At 66.7% G+C, this 21,884-nt stretch carries 22 protein-coding genes and 1 pseudogene; 9 read left to right on the top strand and 14 right to left on the bottom strand.

Translation table 11 applies throughout. The features are described from left to right. Positions 1–102: 102 nt before the first annotated feature. The 3 genes from RF644_RS03805 to RF644_RS03795 form a co-directional block, all read right to left on the bottom strand. Positions 103–267 (bottom strand): hypothetical protein, encoded by a 165-nt coding sequence (locus tag RF644_RS03805; RefSeq protein WP_368795455.1) that lies wholly within the window; start codon positions 265–267, stop codon positions 103–105. A gap of 20 nt (positions 268–287) precedes the next feature. Continuing rightward, positions 288–1,748 carry a hypothetical protein gene (locus RF644_RS03800; RefSeq protein ID WP_368795454.1) on the bottom strand — a complete coding sequence of 487 codons (1,461 nt, stop codon included), beginning with the start codon at positions 1,746–1,748 and terminating at the stop codon, positions 288–290. Positions 1,749–2,190: 442 nt separating this feature from the next. After that, positions 2,191–3,558 carry a hypothetical protein gene (locus RF644_RS03795; protein ID WP_368795453.1) on the bottom strand — a complete coding sequence of 456 codons (1,368 nt, stop codon included), beginning with the start codon at positions 3,556–3,558 and terminating at the stop codon, positions 2,191–2,193. A 443-nt stretch (positions 3,559–4,001) separates the two neighbouring features. On the opposite strand from RF644_RS03795, the gene RF644_RS03790 reads away from it, so the two are divergent. Further along, positions 4,002–4,580, top strand: a complete 579-nt coding sequence (locus RF644_RS03790; protein ID WP_368795452.1) for a recombinase family protein — start codon at positions 4,002–4,004, stop codon at positions 4,578–4,580. A 127-nt stretch (positions 4,581–4,707) separates the two neighbouring features. On the opposite strand, the gene RF644_RS03785 is transcribed toward RF644_RS03790, so the two are convergent. From RF644_RS03785 to RF644_RS03760, 6 genes are all read right to left on the bottom strand, one after another. Then, the gene (locus RF644_RS03785) at positions 4,708–4,932 is read right to left on the bottom strand and encodes a hypothetical protein (RefSeq protein ID WP_368795451.1); all 225 of its coding nucleotides are present in this window, start codon (positions 4,930–4,932) and stop codon (positions 4,708–4,710) included. Between the two features lie 235 nt (positions 4,933–5,167). After that, positions 5,168–5,569: a hypothetical protein gene (locus RF644_RS03780; protein ID WP_368795450.1), complete on the bottom strand. Its 402-nt coding sequence runs from the start codon at positions 5,567–5,569 to the stop codon at positions 5,168–5,170. Between the two features lie 485 nt (positions 5,570–6,054). Further along, positions 6,055–7,242, bottom strand: coding sequence for a helix-turn-helix domain-containing protein (locus RF644_RS03775; RefSeq protein WP_368795449.1), 1,188 nt, complete (start codon positions 7,240–7,242; stop codon positions 6,055–6,057). Between the two features lie 295 nt (positions 7,243–7,537). Beyond that, positions 7,538–8,482 carry a diacylglycerol kinase family protein gene (locus RF644_RS03770; protein ID WP_368795448.1) on the bottom strand — a complete coding sequence of 315 codons (945 nt, stop codon included), beginning with the start codon at positions 8,480–8,482 and terminating at the stop codon, positions 7,538–7,540. Positions 8,483–8,523: 41 nt separating this feature from the next. Continuing rightward, positions 8,524–8,784 carry a hypothetical protein gene (locus RF644_RS03765; protein WP_368795447.1) on the bottom strand — a complete coding sequence of 87 codons (261 nt, stop codon included), beginning with the start codon at positions 8,782–8,784 and terminating at the stop codon, positions 8,524–8,526. A gap of 21 nt (positions 8,785–8,805) precedes the next feature. Beyond that, positions 8,806–9,498, bottom strand: a complete 693-nt coding sequence (locus RF644_RS03760) for a TetR/AcrR family transcriptional regulator C-terminal domain-containing protein (RefSeq protein ID WP_368795797.1) — start codon at positions 9,496–9,498, stop codon at positions 8,806–8,808. Between the two features lie 267 nt (positions 9,499–9,765). On the opposite strand from RF644_RS03760, the gene RF644_RS03755 reads away from it, so the two are divergent. The 5 genes from RF644_RS03755 (at position 9,766) to RF644_RS03735 (ending at position 13,013) form a co-directional block, all read left to right on the top strand. Next, positions 9,766–10,065 carry a hypothetical protein gene (locus RF644_RS03755; protein WP_368795446.1) on the top strand — a complete coding sequence of 100 codons (300 nt, stop codon included), beginning with the start codon at positions 9,766–9,768 and terminating at the stop codon, positions 10,063–10,065. An 88-nt stretch (positions 10,066–10,153) separates the two neighbouring features. Continuing rightward, positions 10,154–10,375, top strand: coding sequence for a hypothetical protein (locus RF644_RS03750; RefSeq protein ID WP_368795445.1), 222 nt, complete (start codon positions 10,154–10,156; stop codon positions 10,373–10,375). A gap of 354 nt (positions 10,376–10,729) precedes the next feature. After that, the gene (locus tag RF644_RS03745) at positions 10,730–11,449 is read left to right on the top strand and encodes a GAF and ANTAR domain-containing protein (RefSeq protein ID WP_368795444.1); all 720 of its coding nucleotides are present in this window, start codon (positions 10,730–10,732) and stop codon (positions 11,447–11,449) included. Between the two features lie 9 nt (positions 11,450–11,458). Then, positions 11,459–11,743 (top strand): hypothetical protein, encoded by a 285-nt coding sequence (locus tag RF644_RS03740; protein ID WP_368795443.1) that lies wholly within the window; start codon positions 11,459–11,461, stop codon positions 11,741–11,743. A gap of 286 nt (positions 11,744–12,029) precedes the next feature. Next, positions 12,030–13,013, top strand: a complete 984-nt coding sequence (locus tag RF644_RS03735; RefSeq protein ID WP_368795442.1) for a GAF and ANTAR domain-containing protein — start codon at positions 12,030–12,032, stop codon at positions 13,011–13,013. 153 nt (positions 13,014–13,166) lie between these two features. On the opposite strand, the gene RF644_RS03730 is transcribed toward RF644_RS03735, so the two are convergent. Together RF644_RS03730 and RF644_RS03725 are read right to left on the bottom strand one after the other, a co-directional pair. Then, entirely contained in the window at positions 13,167–13,982 is an 816-nt protein-coding gene (locus RF644_RS03730; RefSeq protein WP_368795441.1) for a hypothetical protein, read from the bottom strand. Positions 13,983–14,498: 516 nt separating this feature from the next. After that, positions 14,499–14,651: pseudogene (locus tag RF644_RS03725) on the bottom strand (DUF1990 family protein); the annotation flags it as partial. A 131-nt stretch (positions 14,652–14,782) separates the two neighbouring features. Here RF644_RS03725 and RF644_RS03720 point away from each other — a divergent pair. Both RF644_RS03720 and RF644_RS03715 read left to right on the top strand, forming a co-directional pair. Beyond that, complete coding sequence (locus RF644_RS03720) at positions 14,783–15,454, top strand: DNA alkylation repair protein (RefSeq protein WP_368795440.1); 672 nt, start codon at positions 14,783–14,785, stop codon at positions 15,452–15,454. A gap of 80 nt (positions 15,455–15,534) precedes the next feature. Continuing rightward, the gene (locus RF644_RS03715) at positions 15,535–16,752 is read left to right on the top strand and encodes an MFS transporter (protein ID WP_368795439.1); all 1,218 of its coding nucleotides are present in this window, start codon (positions 15,535–15,537) and stop codon (positions 16,750–16,752) included. On the opposite strand, the gene RF644_RS03710 is transcribed toward RF644_RS03715, so the two are convergent. Continuing rightward, entirely contained in the window at positions 16,747–17,295 is a 549-nt protein-coding gene (locus RF644_RS03710) for a hypothetical protein (protein WP_368795438.1), read from the bottom strand. The genes RF644_RS03715 and RF644_RS03710 overlap by 6 nt on opposite strands. A 164-nt stretch (positions 17,296–17,459) precedes the next feature. On the opposite strand from RF644_RS03710, the gene RF644_RS03705 reads away from it, so the two are divergent. Next, positions 17,460–18,029: a dihydrofolate reductase family protein gene (locus tag RF644_RS03705; protein ID WP_368795437.1), complete on the top strand. Its 570-nt coding sequence runs from the start codon at positions 17,460–17,462 to the stop codon at positions 18,027–18,029. Between the two features lie 12 nt (positions 18,030–18,041). On the opposite strand, the gene RF644_RS03700 is transcribed toward RF644_RS03705, so the two are convergent. After that, complete coding sequence (locus RF644_RS03700; protein WP_368795436.1) at positions 18,042–20,678, bottom strand: AAA family ATPase; 2,637 nt, start codon at positions 20,676–20,678, stop codon at positions 18,042–18,044. After that, positions 20,675–21,814, bottom strand: coding sequence for an exonuclease SbcCD subunit D (locus tag RF644_RS03695; RefSeq protein ID WP_368795435.1), 1,140 nt, complete (start codon positions 21,812–21,814; stop codon positions 20,675–20,677). Before RF644_RS03695 ends, RF644_RS03700 begins: the two co-directional genes overlap by 4 nt. Positions 21,815–21,884 lie beyond the last annotated feature (70 nt).

Below are 21,884 nucleotides of genomic sequence, written 5' to 3'. Positions count from 1 at the left end.
GCGGTGCGTCGATAGGCAGCGATTGGTTTGCAACGGCCCGCAGTGATGGCAGTGTCCCGGTGCAGTCGAATGGCACGGTGCGGCGCCGACTGATGGGTAGGCCTACTTCTCCTTGCGGATGCCTTTGAAACTACCGCCGCTTTGTTTCGCCTGGACGAACCGGCCGGTGGAGCTGTCGCGCTTCACCCAGGTGCCAGAGGCCGTCTTCATCTGAGATCGGCCGGTCACGGCGCCACGCCTAGACCCGTACCCAGTGTTCTTCGCCATGGTTCCTCCTAGGGGTCATCTTACTCATTGGTGGGAACACGCGGTTGTACGGATTCTTGGGTGGGGGCAGTTGGGGGGACGGACTCCGGGGCGGGGGCACTAGGGCTAAAGGACGTGCTGGGTCCGGAGCCAGTCTCGGTGTCAGTTCGGCCGTCGCTCGGACTCCATATGTACAGAATGCTTGAAACGAGAATCAGAGTCAGAAGAGTGACACTCAAGGCTACCGAGCTGACCCACCTTAAGCGTGAGCCCAACGTGGAGGGCTCGCGGCCCAGTAGCACCGAAGCGGCAAGGGCCGCCGGGCCGACAATGAGCGCAAGTGACCGCAGGTCCGTGGGCTGCTCGGCCATCAGGGCGAGGATCAGCAGCACCAACAAGCCAGTGACGAGGTAGGGCACCAGTTGGAGGCGACGCAGCAACCTGAGCTGAAAACTAAGGCGTATCCGGTAGTCGCGCTCGATGTCATGGGCATAGAAGGCGCGGCTCTGGGAATCTTCGCGCGTCTGGAATGCCCCGAGGGAGTAGTCGTCTGAGTCCGGCTTCAATGCACGGAAGTCTCGGATCCAGACATTCGGGTCCGAGACCTTGAAGGTCACATGATTCGTCTGCGCGTCAGCGATCACGAGCTCCTGGGTCCCGCGATTCCGTACCCGCGACAAGCGCACATCGCGGCGTTCGGCGATTTTCACCAAGAACGGCTCATCCAGTGGGACGCGCATGGCCACCATCAGATCGTAGTTGTTGGCATAGTCCGCAAGGACGTCGAGGAACTCTCCTGCGGCATTAGGTTCCGAGTCCCTTGCTTGCTGATCCATGGCCACTATTAAGTCGCGGTACTGGTCAAGCAATTCGCAGGCCTCCTCGTCCGTGCTCAGTGCCCCGGCAACGAAGAGCTCGGGCAGCACTAGTGCCGGATTTTCCGGAGCCGAATAGTCGCGAAAGACATCGAGACGAGGCCGTAGCACCTCTCGGCAGACGTTGCCTACTTCCTCCCATGTGGCCAACGTCTTCGTTGACACGGGCCGACCTAATCCATCCTGAAGGTACTCCGCCAGGGAAACCTCCTTGGCGTCGGTTAGCAGCTCTCCCGTAAAACCACACACCGCGTTGAGCAACGTCCGCAGCTCCGGGGTTACCTCTTCTCCGCAGGACGCCGCCACGTCTGTCAGGTACAGCGACTGCCGCTCCGCTATCTCGAGTCTCGGCAGCACCCAGCCGTCGCCGTCTGGGCCCTGCGCATCGAAGTCCAAGAGCGGTCCACGGGGCATTGGTGCAACCGGGAGCACGAGTAGCGCGTGGGTACTCCCTACGGGCACTTCCGCACCGAGGTGCTGACGCAACGGCGCTACCTGCAACGACCTCCGGCGCATGCATGTGGTGGCGGCATCAATCGAAATCTCCTCCACCACCCGCACCCGCCAATCAAGCGGATTGGCGAGAAGCTCCACGGTCACCCGACGATCGTCAATCAGGTTAACCACAGTCTCCGCCACACTTGCCTCCCATCAAATGGCTTTGGTCGTTCCCCTGTGATGCACACTAGCTTCCCGTCCTCGTGCAGACGCGTCGCCAGCTGATGAGGAGCCCAAGGATTGCTTCCAGGAGGACTTCGTCGACACCGGCCCTCATGTAGTAACAAGCATGTCCGACCGAGGCTTATCGACGGAGACGCTTGGTCTAACCGCGGAGGTCCTCAAGGAATGCCTCCTAGCCATGGGCTAAGAGGCATTCTAGTTGTGAGACACAGTAACGCTGCCTTGGGGCGGAGGTCGGGCAAATTGTGGCCCGTGATAGCGGCGGCCGTCCACAGCAGTGACAAATGGCTTTGCAGGTTGTTGGCGTGTGCACCAAAAACCGAATCCCCAAAATGTCTGTCAAGTGACATTGGCACAAAGCGTGCATCAAAACTCATAGAGGGATGAGTTATTGCTTAATTCTGTCAATTAATCGATCTCTTCGTGATCTTACGATCGACATACCCAATCGTCGAAGTCGTTCCGCTGTAAGAAGGGAATCCCATAGATCATCACGCGCATGAGCCGCTGTACGCCCAACTAACTTTTCGAGTAGGTGAATAGCCTTTTCTTGGTCGGTGATTGGAGTGTTACTGTTCCAAATATCGAAAACCTTCCGGCCTAATCGAGTTTTGTGCGGGGCCAGCGACTTTTCAATACTTTCCAGTGTATAAAATTCGGCATCGTAAAAAGAACCGGTTGAATGTTGAAGTTCATATCGTGCGCGAAAATTACCTCGAGGTATTATGGACGATATTTTATAGGCATATCCATTTTTTTCGAGTTCTTGTAATAGGTTTCGAGTGCATTCGAGGTTTTGTTTTATTTTGTTTTGTATATCCAATTTTAGTGGGCGTCGGTAGTTGGTCAAAGCTGTGGGAATATGCCGTCCCATCTGGCTTTCATTCGACTCGCTGGTATTTTGAGTGAGAGATTTTCTGTCTAAGCGACCGTTTATCCATTTCAATCCGTCGTGCGCCGTAGCTTCTTTTAGGTATTCGGTTGTAGGAAATCGGGAAATTTCATCAAGAATATTTTCTTGATGTTTAATTTCCAGCCTGTATAGAGCGTCGATGTGTGGCTTGAGTAAGTTTAGCGTTTTCCGACACTCAACGGACGCCATTTTGCTGAATTCCGTACGTCCTCGCACATCGCTTTTCATCACAACAGTCGCAAATATTACCAACAATGCAAGCAAGGCAACTATCTGAGAGGGGGGAACGGTAGTAAACGGAGAAATCCAATCGACTTCTGAAATTCTAAGCACCAGATTTGGCAAGTAACCGACGTACCACAAAACACCGACCCAAATTATCAAATTTACAAAGTTAAGTCGCAACATAAAAAAGATGAACTCAATTACCACAGCGAAATATAATGCCAGCATTGCCAGCAAGTTAGCAATCCAAGATTGGGGGAGCCGACGCAGTGAGTCCCTAGAAGTGTCTCTTCTTCGTTCGTTTCCATACCCGAAACCAATTCCCAACATAAAGCGAGCCCTGCTGAAGAAGGCTTCCCCGTGGGCCACTAATCGAGCACAGTAAACCGCAATCCCGATGGACAGCCACCGCGCAAGATGCTTGAGGAGATTTTCCCATCCTCGTTCCAGCAAAAGTAAGAAACCATACAGAATGGCGGTACCAAGCAAAAGTGTCACGGTAACTATCCAATATAGGGCAAGTGCATTAACCCATAGTGGTATTTCATGTTCACCGCCATTAAGGAATGGTCTCGTTTTATTTAGAATATCTGCCGTCAACATTGGGTCAATGTACACGGCGGACCGTCATTGGTCACCACTTGTGTAAATTGGGACCTTCTAAGTTAAAAGATTACGATGCACGACATAGGTTTACTTAAGTCATTTTTGACAATTTACGGACTGTAATGAAAGTTTCTACCATTCTTGGTTCAAAACTCTAAAGTATAGTTTGACTGTCTTTTGGCCGATGATCCTGAGCCTGTGGGCGATGTGGTTCCTCCTGCGGATCCGGCAGGCGCCGTCAAGTGTCAGCTAGGGACCTTGAAGCGACCGCGAGAGACGCTTCAACCTTTTCGCTCAGTTGACCTGTGTCTCGCAATCCAAGGGTTGCAAGGCGTCTCGTCCGGAAAATTTGCACCCGCATGTTTCCGCGGTCTGGTCTGTCTCGCATCCTTGTGCTTTATCTATGTCCCTAGAATCGGATACTCAACCTTGGTTGCGAGACAGATGGGGTGGACATGGGGAAGCTGATCGGGTACGCGAGAGTGTCGACACGGCAGCAGGACGCGAACCGTCAAGTGTCTGACCTGCTGAAGGCCGGCGTGCGGCGCGATGACATCTATGTCGACAGTGGAGTGTCTGGTGGGCGTGCATCGCGTCCGAAGTTCGACAAGGCCGTGGCCGCGCTCGAGGAGGGCGACACGCTGGTGATCACCACACTGGACCGGTTGGGGCGATCGACGCAGAACATGCTGGCCTTCGCCGAAGCACTGAGGGGCAGAGGTTCCGGGTTGCGCGTGCTCAACCTGGGTGGGGGAGACGTGGACACCGCTACCCCGATGGGTTCGATGGTCTTCACCGTGATGGCCGCCTTGGCCCAGATGGAACTGGAGATCAAGCGGGAGCGGATCACCGACTCGGTCGCCAAACGCCGGGCCGCCGGCAAGGACCTCGGGGGTCGCCGCCAGACCTTCACCGACTCCCAGATCCGCAACGCGCTGCGACTCATCGAATCGGGGGAGCCGGCGACCCAGGTGGCCCGGGATCTCGGGATGTCCAGGGCGACCCTGTACCGGCGTATCCGGGAGCTGACGTAGCCGACCATGTGAGATGGTCAGGGGCTCCTGGCAGTGATGCGCGAGGGGCCCGTGTGCGGGCGTGACCACCGGCGGATCGGCCGATCTGGTTGGTCGACGAACTCTCCGGGGACGCGATCGTGAATGGTCATCCGGGCTGATAGTTGATGAGTTCGTGGCATGCGTGCTCGAGCATCAAACGGTCGAGGCGCGGCAGGTGCACCACCTGGTGTAGGTAGGCCTCGATTTCGACTTCGCCGGTGTCGCCGCCGAGGCTGAAGTAGTGCCACCACAGCTGGGACACTGAGATGCCGGCCTGAGCCATCGTGTGGTGCAGTGTGCGAGCTTGCTGAGCTTCCAGGGCATCAAGCACGGGCAGCTCCTGCAGCGTCGGGACCGGGTGGTGGCCTGGCGGATGAAGCGGGGTGGCTGGCTGCTTAACCACCCTCGTGATCCCAAAAGATAGCGCAGGCGGCTTGCTGAGACACACCCCCCGTTCGCTTTCCGGACTATCCAGTCCGAGACCGCACCCGGTGAGCGAAGCCGAGGACATCCTGACGGTCAGGAACCGGCCGGTTGAGGACCTCATCGGGGTGGTGACTGGCGGCTCAATCGCTGGGCTGAAGTACTCGGCCCGGCCCGGCAAAGGCCGGTGTCGTGGCCTGGGGAAGCGTCGGCAAGACATCACCGGCCAAGTGCTGCGGGGTGCCGGCGGCCACCCATTCCAGGAGTGGCTCGTTGAGCGCGGCCACCGCGGCCACCGCCCGGGCCCCGGGCACGGCTTCGGCGGTAGTGAGCATCGTGGCGTCGGGGCAGTAGGCGATCATCACCCCGTGGAAGGATCGGGCGCGGGCGGCCTGCTCGGCGGTGCCGATGCGCACACCCCGGGATGTCAGCCGACGCAGATGACTGAGCTGGACGACCATGGTCGGGTCGGCCACCAGGATGCCGAGATCTCCCCAGGTGAGATCTTCGGCCTGTTCGAAGGCCCAGTTGATGATCTGGAACAAGCCATTAGCCGGAGCCACCGGGGCAGCGACATAAGCGCGAGGGCGCTGCGACAGTACACCAGAGATCACAGGCCCGACACTCCCTGAACGTATCGACACCACCCCAGCTGCGGTGGAGGTGCCCAGCGTACAACCCGGCTTGGGCCCCTGCTGACCGCTCCCACCTCGACATCGACAGCGACAGACGTGTCGGTGGTGGGCACCAAGTCACGCCACCCCCGGGCAGGTTTCCCTCAGCCCGTCTCCTGCGGGTGCCTGACACGTTGGGGTCATCCGCGGATGGAGAGAACAACTGGACGCCTTCCTCTTCGCATGAGGCCGGTTAGCGGCGGGCCGTGCTGGGGTAGAGATTCTTCGCATGGGCCGCATTGAACCGCCTGATGCTGTGGCCTCGCCATGATGGACGCGTGGCCGGACGGGTTGTTCCCGTGCCCCGGGCTGCGGGGGCTGCGGACGGGTGGGCCTGGTACCGCAGCGGTGGTTGCTCAGGAACGGTGCTGAGGGGGCCGGGCGCGCAGGACGAGCTCGAGCTCGAAGCGGGCTTGCGGGTCATTGAGGGTCTCCCCGAACACTTCGCGCAGCTGGTTGACCCGGTAACCGACCGTCTGCTCGTGGACGAGCAGCTCGGCTGCCATTGCGGCGCGGTGCCCGTGGTGCTTGAGCCAGGACAACAGGGTCGCCCCCAGTCGCTCCCGTTGAGCAGGGCGTAGTTGTTCCAGCGGGGCCAGCCGCAGGGCGGCGAGATCTTCGACCATGGCGTGCTCACTGAGCAGCAGCAGCTGAGCGAGGTGCTCGGTGACCCACAGTGGCCCCTCATCACCGGGGTCGTGCTGTAGCAGGTCCCGGGCCAGCACGGCCAGACGCAGAGAGTCAGGTGCTGACTGCCAGGCCCGTCCCGGACCGACCACCGCGTTCCGCCCGGCCAGGGCGCGCCCCAGCTCTTGGCGTGTGGTCGGGGAGGAGGGTTCGGGCACGAGCGCGATGAGCTCACCGGGGCGCGAGGTGAGCAGCGATCGGGTGCCCAGCCGGGATCTCAGTCCCGTGCGCCGGTCGGCGGGCAGTGCGACCACGACGACCCGCTCGGGCAGGGTCCAGCCGGCCGCGAGCACGGCCGTGTGCACGGCGTCCTCCTCGGCGTGGCCGCGGATCAGCATCTCCGCCACGGTGTCCAGCAGCCGGTCTCGCTCACCGGCCCGCTCGGACTGCTCCAGGGCGTAGCCCTGGGCGCTGGCGGCGGAGAGCTCCTCGATGTAGGCGAACACCGACTCGGCCAGAACGATCAGCACCGAAGCTTCGGCCCCGGTGTCCATGGCGACCCCCGACATCGAGCGCAAGGTGGTGCGGGCCGCGGAACGGTAGGCGGCGAACAGGGCGTCCATGGGGCGTCCCTGGTGGACCTCGGCTCGGCCGAGCAGCTCATAGACGAGCCGATCCTCATCACGCAGAGCCGGCTGGGCGGTGCCGGCCAGGTCCAGGAAACGGGTGAGGGCGGACTCGACTCCCTGCTGGATCTCGCCGCGCAACGGACCGCACAGGGAGGGGGCGTACACCGGGACGTCGCGGTGCACCGCCGCCAGCAATCCCTCGGTGAAGACGGGCACATGCTCGGCCAGCAGTGGGGCGAGTGATCGCGGCAGCGCCGTCCACGGCACATCGTGATCCGGATCAGTCACCGCGCACCCCTCCATGATGTCGCCACCGCTTCCCGGGCCCGCAGAGAATGAGCATCCCGCAACGTCTCAGATGGAACGCCGTCGGTTGGCGATCTCACCTGCTCGCACCTGCTGCCCGGTCCCGGGCGAACCGACCACCTGACAGTCCGCTGCTCGAGCACCGGCCGGTCGGTCCTGGCCCGCTTGCACTGCAGGCACCGGGCCGCAGGGCCAGAGCCTGAGTTCTACACTGTAGGACCAGTTCTCCGCGTTGGGCACCCAGGGCGCCGCTAAAGGTTCTGCCCCTGCCGGTCCGTCAGCCGATCACGGTCAGGGCGCCTGGGGCGGATTCAACGCACACGGTGGTGTTCGCCGGAACGGAGCGGACCTCTCCGTCGAGCTGGTAGGGCATCGGTTTGAGGGTGGTGAACTCGTAGTGGGCCACGCTGGGTTGGTCTCCCAGGCCGGTGGTGGTCGCGCGGGCGGCCTTGACGAGGACCCGCCACTTGGCGGTGTGCGGGAAGAGGATCACCTCGAAGCGCCCGTCGGCCGGACGGTCCTCGGCTTCACTCAAGGTGGCGTGCTTGGCCATCTGAGGGATGTTGGCGAAGACGAGGCTGTCGATCTTCTGGCGGGTGCCGTCGGTGTGCTGGATGCGGAAGGGCCGGAACTTCGCGAAGGTCCGCACCACCGAGATCATCTCCTTGAGCGCGCCTTTGTTGCCCTTCTCCATGTCGATGGCCACCACCGGGGTCAGCCCGAAACCGATGTAGGAGTGGGCGTAGAGGGCTTGCGCGCCCGGGTGGTTGCCGGTGGACAGGTGCAGCAGATCCATCTGGCGCACCTGGCCTTCGGCAATGGCTTCAGCCAGAGGCTGGCGGGCGGTGGTGCGGTGGTGGTCGTTGGCGTTGCCCGCGGGGAGCACCGCGCACACGGTGTCGGTGGACCCGGCGGCCATGACCCCGTTGACGACCTCGTGGTAACCCCCGTCCCCGCTGACCGAGACCACCAGGGCGTTCGGCGTGCTCGCCGCCTCGCGCGCCAGGTCCACGGCGTGCCCGGCGTGCTCCGTGGGCAACATCCGGATCTGCGGGCTGTAGGGCAGATCCTGGGCCAGCTGGTCGCGCAACGTTGCGGCCAGTTGCGGAGCGTCCCCAGTGCTGTGCGGATTGAAGATCAGACAGATGACGTCGAACCGACGGACCGTTGGTTCCGGGGTGTGGATGGGGCCTGTGGTGTTGGTGGGGTCAGCGGTGTTCATGGTGTGCCTGTCGGTGAGGGCTCGAGCTGGGTCATGCGGTCTTATGCGGTGTCGCGGGCGTTGAGCTCAGACTGCAGGTCGTGGCAGCGATCCATGGTGGAGAAGTGGGGTCCGGCGGGGTCGGTGAGGTAGTCGTGGTCGAGTTGGCGGGTGATCCGGGAGTGCAGCACCTGCAGGTCCGCCATGCACAGGCCGGTCAGATCCTCGGGGAAGTCCTCTCCCGGGCCCAGCTGGCTGCCCGGGCTCATCAGGGGCGCAGAGTGCTCATGCGGAGCGGTGTGGTCGGAGGCGGTGGTGGTCATGACAACTCCTGTGGGACGAGATCAGGCATCGAGCGGATGGGAAAGCCCCGGTTGACCCTCGGGTTTACCGGGATCGGTGGGGTGGAGCTGGGCGGTGAGGCCGGTGAGCAGGATGGTGATGCCCGCCTCGAGCTCGGCAGCCCCGTCGTAGTCGGCCAGCACCGGGGCCAGGGCTCGCAGCCGGGGGAAGGAGCGGGCGGGGAGGCGGTGCAGGCCCAGGCGCAACAGGTCCTCGTTCTCCTCCGGGTCCACGATCATCTCCTGGAGCTCGTTGAGGACGTGGCCGTAGAGGAATCCGTAGTAAGCCCGGTAGACGTGCAGGGCATCGGCCGGGGCGAAACCGGCGTCGATGAGCAGGGTCAGGATGTTCTCCAGCGGCCGCAGCGTCCCCAGTGGGCGCAGTCCCAGCGGGGTGGACAGCGGCCGGGTCACCAGCAGCGGCACCACGTGCGGGTGCTCCAGCGCCAGGTCCCGGAAGTCGTGGGCGGTGGCGCGCAGCTGGGCCTGCCAGTCGGCTCCGTCGGTGGGGATGACCAGCTGGTCGAGCACCAGCTCGGTGATCCCGTCGAGCAGGTCCGCCCGGTTCTTCGCATACCGGTAGAGACCCATGGGATCGCGTTCCAGTTCGGTGCCCAGCCGGCGCATGCTCAAGGCGTCGAGGCCCTCGGCGTCCACCAGGGCCAGCGCCGCGGTGAGCACGACCTCCCGGCTCAACCGCGGCCGGCGTGCCTTGGTCTTCGGAGTGGGTGCGGGACCCTCGAGGGCGTCGGTATCGGGGTCTGTAGTGGGGGGAGGCACAGCGATCGGGATCCTTTAATAAGCGGGCTTTGCGTTAACCGCAGTCTACACGTACAGTCTACGGTGTAGGCAAGGCGTCGAGCACACGGCGCCCCCCGGCCTGCCACTGACTGCACCGACGGAAAATCTGCCGTCGGGTGCCCTGCCGAATCCGGCCCCCCTTTGCTTTTTCAGGAGAATCCCTTGACGAACACTGCTTCCCACACCGCCACCACCGCCACCTCTGCTCACACTGCCGACGGTGGCGTGCGGCGGGCCACCGAGACGAAGAACGCGACGAAGACCACCGAGTTCATCGCCTACCTCGGGGTGCTGGTGGCCATCGTCGTCACCGCCACCCTGGTCGGTGACGGCGGGGCCGAGAACGGCGCGGATCTCTTCGACGCCCGTCAGGCCATGGAATACATCACCTACCTCACCATCGGCTACCTGGTGGCCCGCGGACTGGCCAAGTCCGGCAGCCGCGAGAACTACACCGCCTGAGCACCCAACCGCTCCGGCGATTCCCGTCCCGATCTCAGCCCAGGACACCCGGGATCGCACTCCCCGCACGACGTGAACAGGACGCATCATGACCACCACTGATCCATGGATCCACGACCTGGCCCGGGTGCACCTCGGTGACCGGATCGAAGTATGGGACCAGCACCACCTGCGCCATGCCGGCACCGTGAGCCAGATCGCAGCCCATCTGGGCGTGCTGTGGGTGCGCGAGGCCAGCAGCGGGCTCGCCAAGCTGATCCCCGCCGACGAGTACCGGCTTCGTCACACCTCGGTGGCCCACGCCGCCTGAGGGTAGGAGCAGACCCTCCCGGCCGCCCCTGTTTCGCCTCCAGGGGTGGCCTCCGGCGCCGGTGATGTCCCAGAGCCACTCGTGATGCCCGCCCGGCACGGCTACCCCGTGCCGGGCGGGCATCACCACGTGGCGCGGTCACCTCCGGCTGCGGATTTGCGCCCTGGGCGGGTTCATCGGTGAAGGAGTGCTGCGGGCTCTGTGATCGTTGATGGCCCGCCCCGCCCGCTTTCATCAGGCGTAGCCTTGAAAAATGGGGTACGTCTCGAGCGAGGAATGACCTGTCGTCGATGCAACGGCGGCGCGCACGGTGCGCAATGGCTCGAGATTCCCCGCTGGACCGAGGAGGTCCCCATGCAACCCGAATCCTCTGCGATGGAGCTGACGGCGGTCTTCGCCCGCATCCAGCACATGCTGCTGTCCCAGGAACACGCCACCGCTGCGGTGCACCAACTGGCCCAGGTCGCCCAGGACCTCATCCCCTCGGCGGTCGGGGCAGGGGTCTCTCTGATCGACGCCCACGGCGCCAGAACCAGCACCGGCGCCACCGATCATCTCGTGGAAGCCGCCGACGCCCTCCAGTACGAGCTGGGGGAGGGTCCCTGCCTGAGCGCCTGGGCCACCGAGAGCCCCCAGCGCATCAATGACACCACCGACGACGACCGGTGGCCCCAGTGGTCGACGGCTGTTGCTGTCTCGGGGATCCGCTCGATGCTCAGCGTCCCGCTGGTGTTCCAGGACCGGTGCCTGGGGGCGATGAAGGTCTACGCCACCGTCGATAACGCCTTCACCGCCCACGAGGAGCAGCAACTGGGCCTGCTGGCCGCAGTCGCGGCCACCTTGCTGGGCGCAGCTCAGACCCGCGACGCCCCGCAGCGGCTCAGTGCCGCGCTGCAGTCCGGTCTGCAGGATCGACAGGCGATCGACCGGGCCACCGGGATGCTGATGGAACAACGGGCCACCGACCCCGACGATGCCCATGCCGTGCTGCTCACGGCCTCACTGGCCCAGGGCCGGCCCATGGTCGAGGTCGCCCGCCAGGTCCTGGATCGACACCCGGATCCGGGGAATTGAGGCCCGGCGATGGATCACGACGGGGTCGGGGCGGAACAGGCCCGTCTGCTGCTCGAGGTCATCGGTCGTGCCGGTATCGAGGTGAGGCAACTGTGGTTCCATTACTTCACCCTCGGCGGTCACGTCGGGGAGATCGAGGTCGAGGCCTATCTGCACCACTGCCTGGACCTGCCCCGGCTCCAACGGGACTTATTGGCCCACGCCGCCAACGAGCTCATCGACCGGCGACCTCCGCTGCGCGCCCCGTACACCTCGGACCTGCTGAACCCCTCAGACCGCGCATCACAGGAGTAGAGGGGTTCTCTGCCCTGAGGTCGTGTCCCTCGGCCAGGGCTTCCGGTGCGCAGTTACCTGAGGCCCTCGAACCCCCTGCGGGCAAGCTCCGGGGGCGGTCTGCGAGTGAGGATATCGGCCCTACGGTGGCGGCCCCTACCTGGTTATGGGTGAGGCACAAGCAGAACCAGCCTCCGCCGTCCCCCTCACCGGGGCCTGTGCTCGATGGGGTATGGAAGTGCATTCTGGTCTCAGTGCCCGCACTGCTAGGCCATGTGCCGAGCAACCCAGGATGGAAAGAGTTCAGATGATGGGTGACCCCGAGCCCGAGTCGGTCCAGGACCGCGCCCGCAGACATCAGTCCCAGGCCCGAGCCCGAAATCAAGAACTGGCGGCCCAGGCCGAAGAGCTCAAGCAGGAGGGCCAGTCCCAGGTGCGGGCCTGGAAGACCCGTGAGGCGGCCGCGGGAGATACAGGTCTGGAAGATGATGACCCCCGCGCCCCGCAGGAGGGCGGACACCGGCCCCCAGATGAAGAGGCCGGGGAGATGAACGATCCAGCGGCAAGCACGGCCCACCCGGCCCGAGAGGCCGGCAGCACCCAGGACGTCGCGGCTCTGGCCGGGCAGTTGAGCGAGCTGGCGAGGTCCCTGCAGCAGGAAGAGGACCTCGAGGCCACGCTGGCGGCGATGGTCCACGCGGCCCTGGAGTTGATCCCCGGGGCGGCGGCAGCGTCCATCTCGGTGGCTCGAGCCCGTCGCACCATGACCTCCCACGCCGCGTCCTCACAGCTGGCAGCGATCGTGGACCGGTTGCAGGAAGAACACGGCGAAGGGCCCTGCCTGGATGCGGCCTATGTCGAGACGATCGTCCGCGCCCCGGACTTTCGCCGTGAGGACCGGTGGCCGTCCTTCGCCCCGGCCGCCGCCGAAGCCGGTGCCAGGTCGATGCTGTGCTTCCAGCTCTACACCGACGAGAGGGACCTGGGGGCGCTGAACATCTACGGGGCCGAAGCCGAGGTGTTCACCGCGAAGTCCGAGGAAGCTGGATTGTTGGTCGCCGCGCACGCGGCGGTGGCCTTCGCCGATGCTCAGCACATCAACCGCCTGAACCAGGCTTTGACCACCCGGGATCTGATCGGCCAGGCCAAGGGCATCTTGATGGAGCGCTTCAAGATCACCGACCAGCAGGCCTTCGTGGTGCTGACCACGGTCAGCTCCCGGTCCAACCTCAAGCTGCGCGAAGTGGCTGAGCAACTGGCCACCACCGGCACCTTCCCCGGTGAACACTGAACGCAAGCGCATGGGCGGTGTGGGTCCCACTCGCTTTACATATGGCCGGCTATCGGACACTGACCATGTCCTTCAGAGTGGGGCAACAACGGCTTCCCGGTGTAGCAAAGCCCCCGGTAAATCACCGAGGGCTTTGCTACTCTCCTGCGGGTGTTACTGCACGGCAACGAATACCTTGTCTCCGAGCAGGCCAGGGGTGACGGCGAGAACGCCTTGGTCAGCCGTCGTGGTCGGCACTTCAAAGGCCGCATTGCCTGTTGCCGTGCCATCCGTGTAGAGCGTGCTCGTGGTATCGATGGCGTCCGGTGCGACGACGGAATTGTCGAAGCTGTTGACCGTCGTGCTGTCTGCTGTCACGTACTCGACTGTGACGGAAGCCGGTATCTGCCCATCTGGGTCATCGCCCAGATAGGTCGCGGAGTAATTGACGAGGATGTACACCGATCCCTCGGCGGGCGGTTCGTTGAATTGGTTGGCAGAGACAACTGCGTCCGTGGCGTCGAGGGTGACGGATTTGACGACGACGCGCCAATCGTCGGACTCAATCACCGAGCCGATGGGGTAGGGGTTCCCGCGCGTTCCGGCTTCGGCGGCCGCGTCTCCCCCAGTGCCGTCTTCCTCGGCTGCTCCATCATCGGCAACCGCGTCATCAGACGGTTCGACGACGGTGGTGTTCCCACTGTCGAACGCTTCATCGAAAGAGGTCGTGACGACGGTGAGGAACACGACGACTCCGACAATCGTTCCCACGATCGAGAGGACCACAGCGGTGATGCCCATCCATTTGGACTTGTCCTTGAGGAACAGGGAAACGAGGCCCAGAACAAAGGCAATCGGCAGCAGGATCCAGCCGACGATGAGGGCGCCGGGGATGCAGGCGAAAACGAAGCCGAGCACTGCTGTAATCAGCGCGATGAGTCCCACGATGTTCGACTGCTTTTTCGCTTTGGTCTGCTGAGGCGGCAGCATCTGCGTGGACGCTCCCTGGCCAGAATGGGCGGGATATGGTTGCTGTGACTGGCGGGGCGGAACTTGCTGAGAGCTCTCCCTGGGGGGTTCGGGTGGTGTCATTGCTCCATATTCGCAGATGCGAAACGCTCACAGCTTCAAGACACGAGACCGCCTCGATTCACGACCTTCCCCAATGTAACAATGATGGAGCGTGGCCTCTCGGTGACTACTTTCTGGGGTTTTCCAGCCCTTGCGGGGCGACATCCGCGGAGCGGCCGGTTCTAGTGGTACTCGGATAACGATCAGCGTAGTAGCCAGAGCCCCAGGGACCACGAGATGAAGAATCACGCCCCTGGGGAGTCCTTTTTCTGTTCAGCGAGAGCAACGTTGATCATGACGACGCTTCACAACGAGGGGATGCTGAGGCGCTGGTTGTTTCCAGGGACTGCGCCCCTGCGCGTGGGGTCCCTGTGGTGCGCACCCGCTCGCCATCGAGGAGGCGCTACAAAGCCTGCAGGTCCGGCGGAAGTATCTCTACTGCAGGCGACGGCTGATCGGCGCCACGGCGCTGAACCACCACATGCCCGGGCGGGAGAACGCGGTGAGGGCGAACGCGACCGCATTATCCTCTAGCCATTGAGTGCAGAATCTTTCCTCGCCTCGTTTGGGATGACCCTGCAGGGTGCCGTAGGCGAATGCTCACCGACGATGGGTCTGTTGCAGAACCAGGGGACATCTCGACCTGATCTAGCGCGCCTCCGCGCGGGCACCGCGTCCCTCGTAGGCTGGCTCTCACGCGCGACGAACAGGAGGCCGGAATGGCCGGGACACCGGTGGACGACGTGCTGGCCGAGCTGGCCGCGCTCGAGGACCCCAGGGTGCGCGCGGTGAACGAGCGGCACGGCGACGACCACGGCGTAAATCTGACCAAGCTGCGGGCGGTCGCGAAGCGCCTGAAGACGCAGCAGGACCTCGCGCTTGAGCTCTGGGGCACTGGGGACACTGCGGCGAGACTGCTGGCGCTGCTGATCTGCCGGCCGAAGTCGTTCGAGCGGGACGAGCTGGACACCATGGTGCGCGACTCGCGCGTCCCCAAGGTGCACGACTGGCTCGTGAACTACGTGGTCAAGAAGAGCCCGCACGCCGAGGAGCTGCGCGTGGCCTGGTTCGCCGATCCGGATCCCGCGGTCGCGAGCGCCGGGTGGGCGCTGACCTCCGACCGCGTGGCGAAGAAGCCCGAGGGGCTCGACCTCGCCGGCCTGCTCGACGTCGTCGAGGCGCAGATGAAGGCCGCCCCGGAGCGTCTGCAGTGGGCGATGAACACCTGCCTGGCGCAGATCGGGATCCAGCACCCGGAGCACCGGGCCCGGGCTCTCGAGATCGGTGAGCGCCTGGAGGTGCTCAAGGACTACCCGACGCCGCCGAACTGCACGTCGCCGTTCGCCCCCGTCTGGATCGCCGAGATGGTGCGCCGACGGGACGCTCCGTAGCAGCGCCGGCCGGCTGTGGCGCTAGCGTGAGGTGAGCGCGGTCACGCCGCGCTCACTCGTCCCGCCGTGAAAGGCCCTGCATGTTCCTCCGCTCCGGCGCCGCGCCCCGCCGTCGTCCCGTGCTGTCCGCGAAGGCGGCCTTCTGGGTGCAGGCGTCCGTGCTGGTGGTGGTCATGGCCGCCTCCAGCGCGCCCAGCCCCCTGTATCCGCTGTACCAGGACCTGTGGGGCTTCCCTCCGGTCGTGCTGACCGTCATCTTCGCCGCGTACGTGGTGTCCCTGCTCGCCGCGCTGCTCACGGTGGGGGCGCTGTCCGACCACCTGGGGCGTCGGCCGGTGTTGCTGGCCGCCCTGGCCCTGGAGATCGCCGCGATGGCCGTGTTCGTGCTGGCGGACAGCGAGGCGACCCTGGTGGTGGCACGGCTGGTCCAGGGCGTGGCGACCGGCACGGCGACCGGCGCGCTGGGCGCCTATGTGATCGAGCTCGAACCGGAAGAGCGCCGGGGGCTGGGGACCGTGATCACCGGGGCGGGGCCGGTTCTCGGCCTGGCCGGGGGAGCGGTGGCCTCGAGCCTCATCGTCGCGGCCGCCCCGCAGATGATCGACCTCATCTTTGTCGTGCTGCTGGGGCTGCTGGTGCTGCAGGCCGTGGGCACGGCGCTCGGCCCCGAGACCGTGGAGCGTGCTCCTGGGGCGCTGGCCTCGCTGCGTCCACGGGTCTCCTTCCCGCCGCAGGTGCGCCGCTCGGCGGTGTGGGTGCTGCCCGCCACGGCCGCGTGCTGGTCCCTGGGCGGGCTGATCATCTCCCTGGGGCCGAACCTGGTCCGCTCGCTGACCGGGGCGGACTCCGTGGTCCTCACAGGCCTCGTGGTCGCGGCGCTGACGGGCACCGGCGGGATCGCGATCCTGCTGTTCGGCAGGACCTCGCCGGAGCGGGTGCTCGCCGTGGGCATGGGCGTCCTGGTGGTGGGCATGGCCGCCACGATCGCCGCGCTCGTCGTCGGGTCCGTGGGGCTGTACTTCGCCGCGACGGTGGTGGCCGGCGTCGGCTTCGGCGCCGGCTTCCTCGGGGTGCTGCGCACGCTGCTGCCGCAGGCGGCACCGCACGAGCGGGCGGGGCTGCTCTCGGCGATCTACGTGGTCAGCTATCTCTCCCACAGCATCCCGGCCGTGGCGGCCGGTGCCGTCGCGGGCGAGGTCGGCCTGGTGCCCACGGCAATCGGCTACGCGGGCATGGTCCTGCTGCTGGCCGTGGTCGTGCTCCTCGGCCTCCTGCGGAACCGCCCGCGCCGCTCATGACCTCCGGCGGTGGTGCAGGACGAGCAGCCGCGCGTAGCCGTCCGTGAGGTGGTCGATGAGATCCACCTTCAGGTACTCGTGCTCCGAGAGCCGGCGCACGGTGTGCAGCGAGATCCCGTCGTACTGCACGGGGTGGGGCAGCTCTCCCCGCCCGCCGGGAGGCTCCACGTCCAGCCGCCACGCGTCCAGGTCCTTCTGCGGCGTGGGGTCGTGCAGCGGCGTGCGCGTCCACAGCCGGCCGTCCGTGCCGACGACCAGGCCGCGGACGACGTGCCACCCGTCGCCGCACGCGACCCGGGAGAACGCGTGGCCGACCAGGGGGTAGGACCGGGCGCCGTGGGGGACGTGCACGAGCTTGGCCGGCTTCAGGCCCTCTCTGCGCAGCAGCTCGCTCGCCTCGACCCCGACCTTGCGCACCTCGTCCAGGGCCCGCTCCAGACCGGCCTCGCGTGCACCGCGGCCGTGCGGGGTGCGGCGGCGCGGCTGCGGCTCGTGCGGTGCCCGGGCGGCAGCGCGAATACGCCGTTCGTCCTCGATGCTCATGCCGCCTCCTCGCGTCGGTGACCACGATTCTATGTGGTCCACCTCACGTGAGCGGCCAGTGGGTCTCCGTGCCTTCCGGCCCGACTGGTGCTGCGCCATGCTGGAGTCACCCCCGGTTCCGGGAATCCGATCGACGGGTTGCAGCGACGCACAGGAGGTCTCCGATGACCCGCACCGTCTTCTACACCGCCACCACCCTGGACGGTTATCTCGCCGACGACCAGGACTCCCTGGAGTGGCTGTTCCGGCAGGACTCCGACCCCGAGGGCCCGTTCCGCTACGACGAGTTCATCGCCGGGGTCGGGGCGGTCGTGATGGGCCGCACCACCTACGAGTGGGTCCGCGCGCACCTGCAGGCCTCCGGCGAGGACTGGCCCTACGCCATGCCCACCTGGGTGGTCACCCACGCCGAGCTGCCGGGGATCGCCGGGGCCGACCTCCGCTTCGCCCAGGGGGAGGTGGCACCGATCCACGCCGCTCTCGCGGAGGCCGCCGGCGGGAAGGACATCTGGGTGGTCGGCGGCGGCGACCTGGCCGCCCAGTTCGCCGAGGCGGGACTGCTGGACCAGTTGATGGTCTCCATCGCGCCGGTCACGCTCGGGGCGGGCCGCCCCCTGTTCCCCCGCCGGTTCGACCTGGAGCTGACGGACGTGGCCCGGAACCGCGCGTTCGTCTGCGCGACCTACCGCGTGGTGGGCCCGATGGCGCCCTCGGGTGGAGGACCGGCCTCCTGAACCCGAGAAGGTTCACATCTCGATCCGGTGCGCCTCCCGCAGGTTCACGAAGCGCTCGGGGTTCGAGGTCAGCACGATCACCTGGGTCCGCTCCCCGGCGGTGGTGATGGCCGAGGCCAGCCGGCGGAGCCGCTGCGGGTCGGAGTGGCCCAGGGCGTCGTCGAGCAGCACCGGCACCCCGTCCTCCGGGTCCACGAGCAGGGCGGTGGCGAGCCGGATGAGGATCACCAGCTGCTCCTTGGCCCCGGTCGAGAGGGCGGAGAAGGGCAGCCAGTCGCCGTCGAGCTTGCGCTGCTCCACCTCCAGGGACCCGCTCACCTGGACCTCGAAGTCCGGGCCGTAGACCGACCGGCCGAGGTGCTCCACCTCGGTGCGGAACGGCTGGACGTACTGGGCGTGGGCGCGCTCGCGGTGCTCCAGCAGCGTCCGCTCCAGGAGCAGGGCGGCCTCGGCGCGCCGCTCGATCCCGGCGAGGTGGCGCCGGGCGGCCTCGAGCCGTGTCTCGGCCTGGTCGTGGGCCAGCTGCACCCGGTCCCGGCCCATGCCCTCGAGCCGGCCCGCCAGGGACTGGTGGCGGCCCCGCCGCTCGCCCAGCAGGGACTCGAGCCCCTTGATCTCGTCCGCGACGTGCTGCTGGTCGGCGAGCACCCGGTCGGCGTCGAGACCGGCGAGGGCCGCCTCGTGCCCGTCGATCTCCGCCTGGACCGCGGCCAGCGCCTCGGCCGCCGCGGTGACGGCACGGTCGAGGTCCTCGTCCGGGACCTCGCGGCGGGCGTCCTCGAGCCGGGCCCGGGAACCGGCGAGGGCGCGCTCCTGCTCGAGCGCGGCGCCCTGCAGGGAGTGCAGCGTCGTCTGGGCGGACTGCAGGGCGGCCCGGGCGGCTTCGGCAGCGGCCTCGGCATGGAGCGCGGCGTCCTCGACGTCGGTGAGGGCGGCCTCGGTTGCCTCGACCGTCTCCTGGGCGGCGCCGGCGGTCTCCGGCAGGGGAGCGTCGTCGTCCCGGCGGTCGCCGTACTGCTCGATCGCGGCGGCGAGGCGGTCCCGGTCGTCGCGCAGGCGGCTCTCGTCCTCGCCGTCGAGCAGGCGGTCGCGCTGGGCCACGGCCTCGCGCACCTGCTGGGCCAGCTCCTGGGCGGCACGCCACTCGGTGCGGGCCGCCGCGACCGAGTCGACGCCGTGCCGGGCCAGCAGCGCGGTGAACCGCTCGCGGGCCGTGCGGGCGGCGTCCCGGCGGGCCGCGATGCCCTGCTCCGGGAAGACCCGCAACCGCCACTCGCCGGGAATCTCCACCTCGACCTCGTCCGTCACCGGGACGGACCACGGCTCCTCCGGGGCAATCTCCTCGGTGCTGTCGCCGCGAGTGATCGGGCGCGCGCGGCCCAGCGCGGTCAGCTCCACCCGGGCGCTGCCGGCCGCCAGCTCCGCCTCGGCCTTCTCCGCGGCCCGCTCGGCCCGCTCCAGCTCGTCCGCGACGTCCTCGTCGATCTCCGTGCCGGGACGAGACCGCAGCTCGGCCAGCTGCGCCCGGACCGCCTCGAGCGAGTCCAGGATCTCGAGCACGCGGCGGTGGCGCTCGACGTCGTTGAGGTGCCTCCGGTCCTCCCGGGCGGAGCGGTGGGCCGCCCGGGCCTCCTGCACGGCGGTCTGGGCCGCGGTCCGGCGATCCTCGGCCTCCTCGGCGTGCTCCCGCACCGGGGCGAGCTCCTGCTCGCGCGCCCGGAGCTGCTCCGCGAGCGCCGCGCTGCGCTCCTCGTCGGCGGTCAGCGCGGCCACGAACTCCGCGCGCCGGGCCGAGCGCTCCCGGGCGCGGTCGAGCTCGCCCTGGGCGGCGTCCCGCCGGCGCTGGGCCTCCTGCCGCTGCCGCTGGACGGCCTCGATCTCCCCGGCGGCACGGTCCAAATCCGCCTTCTCCGCCCGGGCAGTCCCGAGCTTCCGGCCGGTGGCGGCGATCTCCTCGGTGAGCTCGGCGAGCTCCTCCTCGACCACCGCGATGCCCCGCAGCTCCTCGGCGGCCTCCGCGGCCGCGGTCCCGGCCGTACGGCAGTCGGTCTCGGCCTGGAGGTACTTGGCGTTCTTCTTCCGCGTCGAGGTCCAGTACCTGTCGCACTCCGCGCTCACGCGTTCCAGGAGGGAGGCGACCTCGCGGTCGTCGCCCTGGGCCTGGCCGGCGTGGCACTCCAGGGCCCGGCGCAGCGCCGCGCTGTCGGTGAGGGCGTTCTGGGTCAGCCCGCCGGCCTGCATGAAGCGCAGGGCCTTCCACAGCGCGGTGTCGGCCCCGCCCCACAGCTGCTCGGCGGCGTCGTGGGCCTCGCGGCTCGTGAGCTTGTGGCCGCTCCGGGGGCCCGAGATGTACTCCAGGGTCGTGGACGGCCGCTTCAGCCACTGCTTGGTGTAGATCACGCGGGTGGTCCCGATCGAGAACTCCGCCTCCACCAGGACGGGCACGTCCCGGCCGGCGGGCTTGGCCTCGGCGATCTTCTTGTGCCGGCTGCTGTCCGGGAGCTCGATCAGCGCGTCCAGGGCGTCGATCATCGAGGTCTTGCCGATCTCGTTGCGGCCGGTCAGCACCACGACCCCCGCGTCGGGGAAGACGACCTCGCGGGCGGTCACGCCGCGGAAGTTCTCCAGCTTGAGGCGGTGCAGCTTCATCGGGTCGGTCCTCCCACGAGGCGGTACAGGAGCCGGAGCGCGTCCCCGGCGGCGGGCGCGTCCTCGGACTCCGAGGCGGCCAGTTCGCGCAGCTCGGTCACGGCGTCGGCGGCGTACCCGCCGACGTCGAGGTCCTCGAACTCGTGTTCGTCCGGGATCACCACCAGGTCAGTGTGCCGCTCCCACGCGTTGAGGCTCGCGAAGATCTCCGCCTGCTGCTCGAGCAGACCGTCCAGCTGCGCGGACTCGGAGAGGTTCAGGGTGCCGGTGAAGACGGTCTTGAGGATGATCCGCTCCTTCGGGGTGAGGGCGGCGAGCTCGGCCCGCAGCGTCCCGACGTCGTCGGCGCCGTCGAGCTGCCGTGCGAGGACGCGGTGCTCCCACTGGCCCACCTCGTGGGAGGTGACCTCCACGGTGCTCCCGTCCAGCGCCACCTCGAGGACGTGGCCGCGGCCGTGCTCGCGGAAGCCCGTGGACTCGTGGGTGCCGGAGTAGTGGATGGCGCCGCGGTCGTCCTCGGGCCAGCGGATGTGCCGGTCGCCCAGCGCCACGTAGTGGATCGCCCCGCGGGCCAGGGCCTCGTCCAGGGGCGCGCGGCGCACGGTCACCTGGGAGGTGCGGTCCGGGTCCAGCTCGTCGAGCATCCCGTGGCCGACGACGACGCGCAGCGTCCCGTCCGGGGTCAGCCCCTCCAGGGCCGGGGCGACGGGGTCCGCGTCGGGCCGCTTGCTGCGCCAGGGCGCGGCCACGAGCTCCACGCCCTCGGCGACGGGCCACGGGCCCACCTCGTCCAGGAACACGACGTTGTCCGGCGTCGAGCCGAGGAACGCGTCCTGGGCGTAGATCGACCCCGGTCCGAGCGGGTCGTGGTTGCCGGGCAGCAGGTACACCGGCAGCCCCACGGAGCCCATGGCGTCCAGGGCGCGCCCGACGTCCCGGCGGCTGAGGTTGGCGTGCTCGAAGACGTCGCCGGCCACCACCACGAACGCGCATCCGCGGGCGCGGGCCAGCTCCCCGATGCGGCGGATCGTCTCGACCCGGTCACCGGTGTACCGGGACTGGGCCTCGCCCTCGAGATAGTGCCGGGTCATGCCGAGCTGCCAGTCGCTCGTGTGGAGGAATCGGATGCTCGTCATCGAGGCTCCTCGTGCGGTCGGGGGGTGCTCTCCCAGGGGGTGGGTCCAGTGCCACGCTATCGGGATCGGC

This window comes from Kocuria sp. CPCC 205258 (assembly GCF_040981005.1).
Taxonomy (GTDB): Bacteria; Actinomycetota; Actinomycetes; order Actinomycetales; family Micrococcaceae; genus Kocuria; species Kocuria rosea.
Note: the sequence above shows the minus strand (reverse complement) of the source record. Positions and strands in the feature narration are given on the sequence as shown.

What these genes read in the sequence shown, in the direction of transcription:
- RF644_RS03805 (WP_368795455.1), bottom strand. Translation starts at nt 267, where the DNA reads ATGGCGAAGAACACTGGGTACGGGTCTAGGCGTGGCGCCGTGACCGGC.
- RF644_RS03790 (WP_368795452.1), top strand. Translation starts at nt 4,002, where the DNA reads ATGGGGAAGCTGATCGGGTACGCGAGAGTGTCGACACGGCAGCAGGAC.
- RF644_RS03770 (WP_368795448.1), bottom strand. Translation starts at nt 8,482, where the DNA reads ATGAACACCGCTGACCCCACCAACACCACAGGCCCCATCCACACCCCG.
- RF644_RS03765 (WP_368795447.1), bottom strand. Translation starts at nt 8,784, where the DNA reads ATGACCACCACCGCCTCCGACCACACCGCTCCGCATGAGCACTCTGCG.
- RF644_RS03750 (WP_368795445.1), top strand. Translation starts at nt 10,154, where the DNA reads ATGACCACCACTGATCCATGGATCCACGACCTGGCCCGGGTGCACCTC.
- RF644_RS03745 (WP_368795444.1), top strand. Translation starts at nt 10,730, where the DNA reads ATGCAACCCGAATCCTCTGCGATGGAGCTGACGGCGGTCTTCGCCCGC.
- RF644_RS03740 (WP_368795443.1), top strand. Translation starts at nt 11,459, where the DNA reads ATGGATCACGACGGGGTCGGGGCGGAACAGGCCCGTCTGCTGCTCGAG.
- RF644_RS03735 (WP_368795442.1), top strand. Translation starts at nt 12,030, where the DNA reads ATGATGGGTGACCCCGAGCCCGAGTCGGTCCAGGACCGCGCCCGCAGA.
- RF644_RS03730 (WP_368795441.1), bottom strand. Translation starts at nt 13,982, where the DNA reads ATGCTGCCGCCTCAGCAGACCAAAGCGAAAAAGCAGTCGAACATCGTG.
- RF644_RS03720 (WP_368795440.1), top strand. Translation starts at nt 14,783, where the DNA reads ATGGCCGGGACACCGGTGGACGACGTGCTGGCCGAGCTGGCCGCGCTC.
- RF644_RS03715 (WP_368795439.1), top strand. Translation starts at nt 15,535, where the DNA reads ATGTTCCTCCGCTCCGGCGCCGCGCCCCGCCGTCGTCCCGTGCTGTCC.
- RF644_RS03710 (WP_368795438.1), bottom strand. Translation starts at nt 17,295, where the DNA reads ATGAGCATCGAGGACGAACGGCGTATTCGCGCTGCCGCCCGGGCACCG.
- RF644_RS03705 (WP_368795437.1), top strand. Translation starts at nt 17,460, where the DNA reads ATGACCCGCACCGTCTTCTACACCGCCACCACCCTGGACGGTTATCTC.
- RF644_RS03700 (WP_368795436.1), bottom strand. Translation starts at nt 20,678, where the DNA reads ATGAAGCTGCACCGCCTCAAGCTGGAGAACTTCCGCGGCGTGACCGCC.
- RF644_RS03695 (WP_368795435.1), bottom strand. Translation starts at nt 21,814, where the DNA reads ATGACGAGCATCCGATTCCTCCACACGAGCGACTGGCAGCTCGGCATG.